Raw genomic sequence first — 10,907 nt, 5'->3', positions numbered from 1 at the left:
ATGGGTTTATTTTTGTGTTCGACTAAGCGCTAACTCTGCTCGATAAATTCGACGATATCGAATAACTGCGCAATGGTATTGAGATTTAGTTTACTGGTACAGCAATGACCGTTAAGACTAGCGTATTGCTGAACAGACTGACGCAGTTCTGCTAGTGTCAGTTGCGGAGAAGCCAAGCGGATCTTGATGGGGCTGTCCTCGGTAATCAGATAGCTGTTACCGCTATAATCGACAATAAAGCTCCCTGTTAACACACCAAGCATGCCTGTTTGTTCTAGCCAGTCATGCATTGTTTCAAGTCGTAGCAGTTCACTGCTGTTTTGTTGTCGTAGTACGATAGGCCAGTTAACTTGCGCTAATGCGATTGTCATTAGTGTTCCTGTTTTAGAAGCCAAGAGTATTGTGTTTGGCAGGCGTAATTGTCATAAGCTTTTATTTTATCTTTGATGCTATCAGCGACGCCAAAAGCGTAACCTTTAATATAAACCAACACATAAAAGGCGCGTTGATGACCGTTATCATAAGGTTTTAGCAGTGTGTTTAAGCGCATATTTAAACTTATATGATCAATCTTATGACCAGCATTCATTGCCAATTTTGAGCAGATTAACATTTCGGTAATCTCTCGTTGTTGAAGTACTTTATTTGCCGTGGCAACAAAACCATGCATCCCGATTCCACCGCGACTAGCGATAACCTTTTGTAAGGTGATGTAGGCGAGACTTGCCCCCAATAACAGTCCAAATATGAATAGGGCGATATAACTGAGTTTGCGCATGGTGTTACCGAGTGTTTGCTACTGGACTCATAGAATATTACCCTAGCGTTGTCCAAAATGTGCTGTTGATATCTATTTTGTGGCGTTTATCTGCAAGCAATATTGGTTTATACCCCAGCCGTTACTGTGACTCTGTGGTTTCTTGGGTAATTTGTTCTTTGCGATCATCCAGAAGAATAATAGTGGTGGTATTATTGGTGATGAGGTTGTCGAAGTGCAAATTCATCTTTTGAATTGATTCGGCATATTCCGGATCGGTGCTTTCCTTTTTCTGCCAATATCGATTACGTTCTAGCTTTTGTAACTCGCTGGCTCTTAATATTTCAAAATAGCTATTCTCTTGCTTCAAGCGATACATTTCACTCTCTAATAGCTGCAGTAAACGCTCTTTTGAAATGGTTTCTTTCTGTAATAACACTTGCAGAGGGTCGAGTGTGCTGAGGCGTTTGTCTGAATCCGTTTCAGTGGTGATACCCAGTACATACTCAATTTTATGTTGACGAAACTCTTTTGGACAGGAGTGCTGACTAAAGACAATCTTGTCATCTTTAATGCATTTAAAAATACTGTTTGCTTCAACGTATCCGCTAAGTATTAAGCAAATTATTGAGAATATAACTTTCGCCATTGGGCTAAATATCCTTTTCGACTCAATGATTATTAATCACTATAAGCGTGTGTTTCAGTCTCTAGGCTACAACACTTATTATGTATAAATGATTACTGGATGACCAATATACTATGGCTTAACTCAGACCATAACACCAGTTTTTTGACACTCGACTGATATGAATCAATGTGCAGTGGCAAGCGCACTGCTGATAGGGGGCGTGAGTTATTGAGTCACTAATGTTCAAAGTATTGACGCGTTATTCCCCCGTAATCAGTCTCTTTGGATTGAGCTCAGCTTCGCCCACTTCTTGCATCTGACTTCCTGCTTTCAATTGACGGTATATGTCGCGCGATGGGGCTTAAAATCTGAGATAGTCATGCTTGAATCAGTTGTTGATAAATCGATGGGAACATTTTTAATGGGAGGGAGTATTAAATGGCTCAGAGCAGGTGCTTTGAGCCAAATATAGTCAAGATAGGAGTGCCGCGTCTAATTAATCTGCAGCACTAGGTTATCGATTAATCGCGTTTCGCCCATATAAGCGGCGACCAAAATAACCAATTCATTGTCGTTACTCAGCGCTTTGTTGAAGGATTTAGCATGACGAATATCGAGGTAGTCGTTTCTAAAGCCTGCTGAGGCAATAACTTGCTGCGCAGCTTTTATAACCTCATCAATCTGCTTGCCTAAGCAAAGCTCATTCGCCATCTTGTCTAAGGTTTGCTTGAGTACCGCCGCTTGCTGCTTTTGTGCTGACGTTAAGTAGCCATTACGTGAACTCATCGCAAGGCCTGAGGCTTCACGTATGGTTTCTACGCCTACAATCTCAATCGGCATAGACAGGTCTTCGACCATGGTTTTTATCACGAGCAGTTGCTGAAAGTCTTTTTGCCCAAAAACGGCAATATCGGGTTGAACGATATTAAACAGTTTACACACAATGGTTGCTACGCCGCGAAAGTGACCAGGGCGACTTTCGCCGCACAATTGATCAGAGATTAACGGTACTTCAACAAAAGTCTGAACGTCCATTCCCTTAGGATAGATGATGGCTGGCGTTGGCGTGAACAGCAGCTCTGCACCCGCCGCAATCAAGGCCTTTTGATCATCTATTAAGGTTTTTGGATACGCGTCTAAATCTTCGTTTTGGCCAAATTGCATTGGATTGACAAAGATAGAAGCGATCACATGATCTGCGCGTGATCTCGCTTCTTTAACTAAGGTAATATGCCCAAGGTGCAAGTTGCCCATTGTCGGGACAAAGGCAACCGTTTCGCCTTTGATACGCCATGCGCGGACTTGCTCGCGAATAACGCTAATCGATTCTGTGGTGATCATGATACTCGTGCTCTAACACTGACAAATATGAATACTGAAATAAGCTGATAGTCGAACCACTTAGCTAAAAGTATGTTCTTCAGCTGGAAAAACACCTTGTGCGACTTCGTCAATATAAGCACGAACAGCGCTGCGGATCTCGCCAGTTTGCTTTAGATAGTTTTTCGAAAAACGTGGAATGTAACCACTTGAAATGCCTAAGACATCATGCATAACTAAGATTTGACCGTCAGTATCTGCGCCTGCACCGATGCCGATAACGGGGATAGTTAATGCGTTAGTAATGGCTTTAGCTAACGGCGCGGGAATACACTCAACAACGAGGAGTTGTGCCCCTGCCGCTTCAATCGCTTTGGCTTCATCAAGAATACGCTGCGCATTATCGGCATCACGACCTTGAATTTTAAAGCCACCAAATACATGTACTGATTGCGGCGTTAAGCCTAAGTGGCCACATACAGGAATGCCGCGTTCGGTTAGCATCTTGACACTTTCGAGTAGCCAGTGGCCACCTTCAACTTTTACCATATTGGCGCCAGCTTGCATAAGCGTCGTCGCGTTAATCATGGTCTGTTCAGGTGTCGCGTAACTCATAAAGGGCATATCGGCAATAAGCAATGCACGTTCAACGCCACGACGAACACAGCGAGTATGGTAGGCAATATCGTCAACCGTAACCGGGAGTGTGTCGTTATGTCCTTGGAGTACCATTCCCATTGAATCACCGACTAATAGTACGTCAACACCTTCGCTATCGAATGCGTTCGCAAAACTGGCGTCATAAGCCGTTAATGCAGTGAATTTTTTGCCTTCACTCTTGAAGGTTCTCAGTGTGGAACTCGTAATTTTGGACATAGTGGTAATTTTAAAACCTAATTTGTTGAGTTGTTATATGCCAAGTTGGGCTGAACTTCAATGATCTCGGAATCAAACTTCTGTACTAACGTGGGTATTCTATCAAAAAATTAACTTAAAAATGACTTATAGGGATAGGTTTTGCATTTGTGCCATTAAGTCTGTGAGCTATTTAGCGTCCTAAACGCTTTAATTCAAACCTGTTTGCAGGGATGGTGTTCCTTGTTGAGGTCATCAACAGCGGCAGTACAAGTATGCTCATCGAGTGTGGGTTCGAAGCATTTGATGGCATGGCTATTACTGTGCCACCTGCAGTTCTGCGGTTAAACAATCGGTGATCAAACTGGCCAGCGGTGTCTTGTCTGGCAATATGAGTGTTGGAGTCAAATCAAATAATGGCACTAATACAAAGCTACGTTGTTTCATTCCATAATGGGGAACGGTCAGTCGAGGTAGATTGATGTGCTCATTACCGTATAGCAGTAGATCTAAATCCAAGGTTCTAGGCCCCCAGCGCAGTGTTCTGAGTCGGCCTTGTTCATTTTCAATCTTTTGTAATGCATCTAATAGATGGATGGGGGCGAGATCTGTTTTAAAGCCAGCAACCGCATTAACGTAATCGGGTTGCTGAACGTCGCCCATGGGCACTGAGCGATAGTAAGGGGAGATGCTAAATGAATTGTCTTCGGCAATGCTCAACAATGCTTGGCAAGCATTGTTGAGTTGTTCGATGGGTTGGCTTAAGTTAGCCCCCAATGCAACATAGACCTGAATCATTACTCTGTAGGTTTAGGTGCTGCTTGGTCTGAAGGCTTAGAACGACGACGTTGAGAAGTACGATTACGGCCGCCTTTATTGCTCGACTTAGCAATAACATTACGCTGATCTTCACTGCCTTCGACAAAGCTCTTCCACCATGCTGCATTCTTGGCAACGGAACCACCTTCGGCTTCGCCACGTAATAAGAGTAAATCATAAGCGGCTCTAAATTTAGGGTGTTCAATAAATTTAAAGGCTTTGGTGCCTTTGTTACGCTCAAAACGTAGCTGTAGTTGCCATATATCTTTTGTCACAGAGCTAAAGCGGCGCGGGAGACTAATTGTACGACACTGCTGCTCCATTATATCGCCCATAGCTGCGGTATAAGCATCGTAGAGGCTTAAGCCACTTTCGAGTGCGATATCGTCCGCACGCTGTGTTAGTGGATACCAGAGTAGCGCAGCATAAAAGAATGCGGGAGTGACTGGCTTTTCTTGCTCAATACGCAAGTCAGTATTTTCCATCATCTCTTGCAGCAATTTAGCAATGGGCCCGTGAGGCGCTTCATCCAGTAGTGAATCTACTAACGGAAATAGCGGCGCAAATAAACCGAAATCTCGCATCATGTTGTAGTTCTGGGCTGCTTTTCCAGCGAAGAATAACTTTAGCACTTCTTCGTACATACGCGCCGCAGGGATATCTTTTAGCAAAGGCGCTAAGCCTTTTATTGGATCTGCTGCTGCAGATTCAATTGTCATATCGAGCTTGGTGGCAAAGCGCACAGCGCGAAGCATACGTACCGGATCTTCGCGATAGCGAGTATCAGGGTCGCCAATAAGACGGATTGTGCGTGACTCTAAATCCTGTAATCCACCGCCGTAGCTATGAATAGAGAAGTCGCTAATATCGTAGTAGAGCGCATTGACGGTAAAATCACGACGTTCAGCATCTTCGTCGATAGTGCCGTAAACATTATCACGCAATAGTCGACCCGATTCATTGGTCTTAGAGATCTTCTCTTCGCTATCAACGTGATGTCCACGCAGTGTAGCGACTTCGATAACGTCACGACCAAACACAATGTGCGCCAGACGGAAGCGTCTACCCACGAGGCGACAGTTACGGAATAATCGCTTAATTTCTTCTGGCGTGGCATTGGTCACCACATCAAAATCCTTAGGTTGCATATCCAATAGAATGTCGCGTACTCCGCCACCGACCAAGTAAGCTTTAAAGCCTGACTTATGAAGTCTGTAGAGTACTTTGATCGCATTGTCGCTGATCTGTCTACGAGAAATTGAGTGCGCTTTTCTAGGCACAACTTCTAAACTCAGACCGACCTGAGTATTTTCTTCAGCTTTTGGACTATCATCAAATAACTGCTTACAGAATTGGCTAATACGGCGAAAAATGGGACACCTCTGATTTGGATATTTACTAAGGTAAAAACAAGTGGGCTATGATAACCCAATTAAAGCTCAATGAGTATACGATTCAGTTTACGTAACAAGGAGTATTTCAGATTGCCTTGGTACCTTACTTAAATCAAACTGACTGATAGCCTGTTCTAGCATCTTGCTGGCTTGTCTTTCTGGGGTCACTTCTGTTTGGCCCAAAAAGCGTAATGCCGCATTAATGCTGGCTTGCGGCTTTACAACATCAATTGCTGCCGCATGGTTTTGCTTGGATAACTTGCGGCCTTTTTCTGCACATGCTAACGGCAGATGAAGCCAATTTGGACTTGGATGCTTCAACAGTTTAAACAGACTTTCTTGACGGCAAGTGGGCTCGAGCAGATCTGAGCCTCTCACCACCTCGGTGATCTGTTGGTGGATATCGTCAAGCACCACCGCTAACTGGTAGGCGTAGAGGCCGTCACTGCGTTTAATAATGAAATCTTCAGCAGCAAATTGACTATCGACTTTAACCACACCTTTTATCTGATCTAAAAATTGTGCCACGCCATAGTGGTTGCGAATACGGATAGCGCCCACTTTATGCGGCTGCGCAAGTCTTCCGCAACGGCCATCATAACTGCCCCCCATGGCTTTTATCTGCTTGCGGCTACATTGACAATAATAAGCTTGGTCTGTCGCCAGCCATTGGGTGATCTGTTGCTGATAAATATCAAGGCGTTGGCTTTGATAGACTACTGAGTTGTCCCAGTGCAGGCCGTACGCTTCTAATGTGCTAAGAATTTGATGACTAGCACCGGCAATCTCTCGTGGTGGATCGATATCTTCGATACGCACCAACCATTGGCCATTCATGGAACGCGCACGCAAAAAACTGCCGAGGGCAGCAATCAATGAACCAAAATGAAGTGGACCAGAAGGGGACGGTGCAAAGCGACCGATATAAGCTGTTGAGTTAACCATTAGAGACATTTAGAAACAAAAGAGCGGAGCATAACGCTCCGCACCTTAAGATAGCGATTATCCCGCCATCTGCTTTTCTTTGATCTCAGCAAGCGTCTTACAGTCGATACATTGATCGGCTGTTGGACGAGCTTCTAATCGACGGATACCGATTTCGATACCGCAAGAGTTACAGAAGCCGAAATCATCTTCTTCGATTATCTGTAGCGTCTTTTCAATCTTTTTGATTAGTTTACGTTCTCTATCGCGAGCACGTAATTCTAAACTAAACTCTTCTTCCTGAGCTGCACGATCGACAGGATCTGGGAAATTAGCCGCTTCGTCTTGCATATGGTTCAGAGTGCGGTCAACTTCTTCGCGCAATTGGTTACGCCAAGCTTCAAGAATCGTCTTAAAGTGACCCAACTGGTCCTCGTTCATGTACTCCTCACCGGGCTTTTCTTGGTAAGGTAATACACCTGCGATAGCGAGCACACCGAGTTTTTTAGTGCCTTCTGGCATAACGCATCTCCTGTTAATCATTTGCGTTGTAGGGCGTCTGTATAATAACGGGCGCTATCTATACCAGAAACCCTCGAGATAGGCAAATAATTTATATTATCTGCACTCGATTCTTTGACTATGTCTTCTATTAAGAACAATTTCAACTGTATATTCTGAATTAGAGCTTAACTGGACAGGATTTAACCAAACGGGACGCTGAGGGCGACAGCTCGGCACTATAGGCTAATATCTCTACTCCAGCTGAATATGCTTCATCGAGTAATGCAGCATAAACAGGATCAATATGCGCTGCAGCTTTAACGGAATCTATTCCTGTATGCTGCACAACGAACAATAATACAGCTCTATGCCCCAAGGTCACCATTTCCATCAATTCGCGTAAATGTTTTTGGCCACGAGTGGTCACCGCATCTGGAAAGTATCCTTGCCCATGCTCAAGTAAGGTGCAACTTTTAACCTCTACATAGCAACTGGCTTTGTTGTTACCTTCTAATAAGATGTCTATTCGGCTGTTTTCACTACCATACTTTACTTCGCGGCGTAATGACGCATAACCGGTTAGTTCTGTTATTACGCCGGTATTAATCGCTTCTTCGGCTAAGGTATTTGCACGACCAGTATTGATGCCTATCATATCGCCACTTGGCGTTTCAGCGAGCTCCCAAGTACGGCTATATTTTCGCTTTGGGTTATCAGAGACTGAAAACCACACTTTGCTATCTGGAAATAAGCAATTACGCATCGAACCAGTATTAGGGCAGTGGATAGTCACTTCGCTGCCATCCTCGAGAGTGATATCGGTTAGAAAACGTTTATATCGTTGAATGAGGATCCCACTATCAAATACGGGGTTAAACTCCATTTTAGCTACCTAATGACGACTATATTGCCGCTAGATTAACAGAGTTTTTCGGGAGGATTGGAGAATAATGCATAGGTACGGGTTGAGATTAAATAATTAAGAAACGGTTAGTATTCTAAAATGAGCTCAACTATTTAATACCCGACTTTAGATATTACAGGCGATCCAGTAAACTCAGCTGAAAACGAGTCGAGAGCACCCTTGCTGATCGATTCACATTTTAAGGACCTAAAATGACGAATTTAATGAAAGTTACCCTCACCCAAGAAGTACCTGCTGCTCACTGGGGAAAAGCCAATGTTACTTTTCAAAACGATGTGGCTTCAATTCATATCAAAGCGGGGGATATTCAGCGTCAAGTGCAACAAGCTGCCCGTAAGCTTCAAGGACAAGGCGTTAGTGCTGTTGCACTAGAAGGCAACTTATGGACTGTTGATGCGCAATGGGCCTTTGCTCAAGGCTTTGCTACCGCTAAAAAGCAGCCACAAATACAGTGGACCGGTGACGATTCGGCAAAGGCCTTACTTGCTAACCGTTTAGAGAGTGCCAACTTTGCCCGTAAATTGATTAACGAAACGCCGGAAAATTTGTCACCAATGGTGTTAGCCACTGAAGCGGCAAAATGGTTGAGTGATATTGGCGGCGACAACATTAGCTACCGCATTATTGAAGGCGAAGCATTATTAGAACACCAGTGGATAGGTATCCACGCGGTAGGCCGTGGTAGTGAACGTCCACCTGCATTGCTTGAAGTTGATTTCAACCCATTGGCAGCCGATGCCGACGTTGCTGTAGCACTCGTGGGTAAAGGGATCACTTTCGACTCTGGTGGTTACAGCATTAAAGGTTCAGAAGGTATGCTCGGCATGAAGTGCGATATGGGCGGTGCAGCCACCGTAACCGCCGCACTTGGTTTAGCGATTAAGTCAGGCCTTAACAAACGGGTTAAGCTCTTTTTATGCTGCGCTGAGAACTTAATCAGTGGCCATGCTTATAAGCTGGGCGACATTTTAACCTACAAAAATGGCGTAACTGTTGAAGTGGTTAATACTGACGCTGAAGGTCGTTTAGTGCTGGCTGATGGTCTGCAAGCCGCATCAGAAACGGGCGCGTCATTAATTATCGATGCTGCCACTCTAACGGGGGCTGCCGTTATGGCGGTTGGCACTAACTACAATGCTATTTTCTCTCCTAAAGCTGAAATCTTGGCATTAGCGCAACAAAAAGCCATTGCCGCTTGCGAGCGAGTTTGGCCTTTGCCACTTGATCCTTGGCATATGGACAGTTGTCCAAGTCCTTATGCTGATACTGCTAACAGCCGAGCGATGAAGGGTGGCGGTGCCGGTGGTGCTTCAAATGCAGCGGGTTTCCTATGGCGCTTTGTTGCCCCAGATGCTAACTGGTTGCACGTTGATCTCGCGTCGGCATTCTCAGACTCTGGTGATGCGTTATGGGCTGCAGGTGCAACGACTCATGGCGTACTGACGATTGCTGGATTATTGGAAGACTAGTCTTTAGAGTATTAGGAGCACAACATTGATTGTGTCTTTACTATAGCGCAGGCTATATACAGTAATATCTCTATTATGAAGCCACCTTATTTATAGGTGGCTTTTTTATAGCTGACTTTTTAGCGTGATAGGCCGCTGATTGTAAAAGTTAATACTTATCTTGCTGAAATGACCATGATTCAAATTCCCGCTCTTTTAAGTGAGTCCCCCTGAAAACAGTCTTTGCTAAAACAGTACTTATGTTGCATTATTGTTAACTATTGGTTTTTTTACTTAAGTGTTGGTTTGCCGTCCATGAAGCTTAGTTTTAGTGAATTCTCTATCGATCGTGAAACAGCCGAACTGTTAATTAATGGCACTATTTATGCTATTGATGAGCGTAATATTATGCTTATTCAGTTGCTCGCTAATAGTTATCCAGAATATTGTTCAAAACAAGATTGCTTAGACAAAATATGGGTAGGCACAGTGGTGTCGGACATGTCATTGTCTAAACTGGTTTCAGATACGCGTAAGATTTTTAGTAAAGCAGGTTATTCAGAACCATTGATTCAGACTGTTCATGGTCGAGGTTATCGGCTCGAACATGTACTCGGAAAGCAGCTCTCACTACAGACTCAACCTTCAACTGCAGATGGTCTTGCTGCTAGCCCTCAAGCAGCACAAAAGACACCCTTCACTTCGGCCCCCTTTATTGAGCGACGTAAAAAAATTGCGCCTATTTCATGGTGGGAAATTTTTGCTAAAGTATTGATTGCATTATTGCTGGTACTCGCGTTGATTTTCCAGTTTTGGTTAGGCGGAGCCAATAGCGATTCAGTCACGACACAAACGAAAAATCTCAATTATAGTGAGCCAACAAAAGCCCTGGGTCGAGTACTTTGGGTTGACGATCACCCTGAGAATAACTTGGCTGAAAAAGCCTATTTAGAAGAGAAAAATATTGGTGTTTATAACACTGTCACCTCAGAAGAAGCGCTCATGCTGTTATCTATGTATCACTACCAAGCGGTGATTTCAGATATGGGACGGCATGGTGATTCACTCGCGGGGCTTAAGCTGCTGCAAGCCATTCGTGCCGCTGGATATGATACTGACTTTTATCTGTACACTTATGTGGAGTCACCCGGCGTGATTGATGCCATTGCTAAGAGTGGTGGTCAAGCCGTTGTTATTGATAGCGATGCCTTGTATGAGTTGATATTGGCTCATTTTTAAAAGAAGCAGATGATTCATTAAAGCGAATTATCTAAAGAAAAAGTAAGACATTTAAGTATTTAGCCTCGTAATAATTAAAAACCTATCGAAA

General features: G+C 44.0%; 12 protein-coding genes. 2 read left to right on the top strand and 10 right to left on the bottom strand.

Annotated elements, in window-relative coordinates:
- Positions 1–29: 29 nt before the first annotated feature.
- From CXF86_RS19510 to sfsA, 10 genes are all read right to left on the bottom strand, one after another.
- Positions 30–371, bottom strand: a complete 342-nt coding sequence (locus tag CXF86_RS19510) for a DUF4144 family protein (RefSeq protein WP_102039834.1) — start codon at positions 369–371, stop codon at positions 30–32.
- Positions 371–778 (bottom strand): hypothetical protein, encoded by a 408-nt coding sequence (locus CXF86_RS19505; RefSeq protein ID WP_102039833.1) that lies wholly within the window; start codon positions 776–778, stop codon positions 371–373. The genes CXF86_RS19510 and CXF86_RS19505 overlap by 1 nt, the downstream gene beginning before the upstream one ends.
- A gap of 121 nt (positions 779–899) precedes the next feature.
- Positions 900–1,406 (bottom strand): hypothetical protein, encoded by a 507-nt coding sequence (locus CXF86_RS19500; RefSeq protein ID WP_101092331.1) that lies wholly within the window; start codon positions 1,404–1,406, stop codon positions 900–902.
- A gap of 474 nt (positions 1,407–1,880) precedes the next feature.
- Positions 1,881–2,729, bottom strand: coding sequence for a pantoate--beta-alanine ligase (gene panC / locus CXF86_RS19495; protein WP_101092330.1), 849 nt, complete (start codon positions 2,727–2,729; stop codon positions 1,881–1,883).
- Between the two features lie 60 nt (positions 2,730–2,789).
- Complete coding sequence (gene panB, locus CXF86_RS19490) at positions 2,790–3,584, bottom strand: 3-methyl-2-oxobutanoate hydroxymethyltransferase (protein WP_101092329.1); 795 nt, start codon at positions 3,582–3,584, stop codon at positions 2,790–2,792.
- A gap of 297 nt (positions 3,585–3,881) precedes the next feature.
- Positions 3,882–4,361: a 2-amino-4-hydroxy-6-hydroxymethyldihydropteridine diphosphokinase gene (gene folK, locus CXF86_RS19485; protein WP_102039832.1), complete on the bottom strand. Its 480-nt coding sequence runs from the start codon at positions 4,359–4,361 to the stop codon at positions 3,882–3,884.
- The gene (gene pcnB / locus CXF86_RS19480; RefSeq protein ID WP_232775035.1) at positions 4,361–5,662 is read right to left on the bottom strand and encodes a polynucleotide adenylyltransferase PcnB; all 1,302 of its coding nucleotides are present in this window, start codon (positions 5,660–5,662) and stop codon (positions 4,361–4,363) included. The genes folK and pcnB overlap by 1 nt, the downstream gene beginning before the upstream one ends.
- Positions 5,663–5,842: 180 nt before the next feature.
- Positions 5,843–6,721, bottom strand: coding sequence for a tRNA glutamyl-Q(34) synthetase GluQRS (gene gluQRS / locus CXF86_RS19475; protein ID WP_102039835.1), 879 nt, complete (start codon positions 6,719–6,721; stop codon positions 5,843–5,845).
- 57 nt (positions 6,722–6,778) lie between these two features.
- On the bottom strand, positions 6,779–7,222 hold the full coding sequence (gene dksA, locus CXF86_RS19470) for an RNA polymerase-binding protein DksA (protein ID WP_101092326.1): 444 nt from the start codon (positions 7,220–7,222) through the stop codon (positions 6,779–6,781).
- A 160-nt stretch (positions 7,223–7,382) separates the two neighbouring features.
- Positions 7,383–8,087 carry a DNA/RNA nuclease SfsA gene (gene sfsA, locus CXF86_RS19465; protein WP_101092325.1) on the bottom strand — a complete coding sequence of 235 codons (705 nt, stop codon included), beginning with the start codon at positions 8,085–8,087 and terminating at the stop codon, positions 7,383–7,385.
- Between the two features lie 233 nt (positions 8,088–8,320).
- Here sfsA and pepB point away from each other — a divergent pair, with 233 nt between their 5' ends.
- Positions 8,321–9,598 (top strand): aminopeptidase PepB, encoded by a 1,278-nt coding sequence (gene pepB / locus CXF86_RS19460; protein ID WP_102039831.1) that lies wholly within the window; start codon positions 8,321–8,323, stop codon positions 9,596–9,598.
- Between the two features lie 294 nt (positions 9,599–9,892).
- Positions 9,893–10,816 (top strand): winged helix-turn-helix domain-containing protein, encoded by a 924-nt coding sequence (locus tag CXF86_RS19455; RefSeq protein WP_102039830.1) that lies wholly within the window; start codon positions 9,893–9,895, stop codon positions 10,814–10,816.
- The last annotated feature ends 91 nt before the right edge of the window (positions 10,817–10,907 follow it).

This window comes from Shewanella sp. GutCb, from assembly GCF_002836135.1.
Taxonomy (GTDB): domain Bacteria; phylum Pseudomonadota; class Gammaproteobacteria; order Enterobacterales; family Shewanellaceae; genus Shewanella.
This window is presented reverse-complemented; position numbering and strand designations above follow the sequence as displayed.

What these genes read in the sequence shown, in the direction of transcription:
- CXF86_RS19510 (WP_102039834.1), bottom strand. Translation starts at nt 371, where the DNA reads ATGACAATCGCATTAGCGCAAGTTAACTGGCCTATCGTACTACGACAA.
- CXF86_RS19505 (WP_102039833.1), bottom strand. Translation starts at nt 778, where the DNA reads ATGCGCAAACTCAGTTATATCGCCCTATTCATATTTGGACTGTTATTG.
- CXF86_RS19500 (WP_101092331.1), bottom strand. Translation starts at nt 1,406, where the DNA reads ATGGCGAAAGTTATATTCTCAATAATTTGCTTAATACTTAGCGGATAC.
- panC (WP_101092330.1), bottom strand. Translation starts at nt 2,729, where the DNA reads ATGATCACCACAGAATCGATTAGCGTTATTCGCGAGCAAGTCCGCGCA.
- panB (WP_101092329.1), bottom strand. Translation starts at nt 3,584, where the DNA reads ATGTCCAAAATTACGAGTTCCACACTGAGAACCTTCAAGAGTGAAGGC.
- folK (WP_102039832.1), bottom strand. Translation starts at nt 4,361, where the DNA reads ATGATTCAGGTCTATGTTGCATTGGGGGCTAACTTAAGCCAACCCATC.
- gluQRS (WP_102039835.1), bottom strand. Translation starts at nt 6,721, where the DNA reads ATGGTTAACTCAACAGCTTATATCGGTCGCTTTGCACCGTCCCCTTCT.
- dksA (WP_101092326.1), bottom strand. Translation starts at nt 7,222, where the DNA reads ATGCCAGAAGGCACTAAAAAACTCGGTGTGCTCGCTATCGCAGGTGTA.
- sfsA (WP_101092325.1), bottom strand. Translation starts at nt 8,087, where the DNA reads ATGGAGTTTAACCCCGTATTTGATAGTGGGATCCTCATTCAACGATAT.
- pepB (WP_102039831.1), top strand. Translation starts at nt 8,321, where the DNA reads ATGACGAATTTAATGAAAGTTACCCTCACCCAAGAAGTACCTGCTGCT.
- CXF86_RS19455 (WP_102039830.1), top strand. Translation starts at nt 9,893, where the DNA reads ATGAAGCTTAGTTTTAGTGAATTCTCTATCGATCGTGAAACAGCCGAA.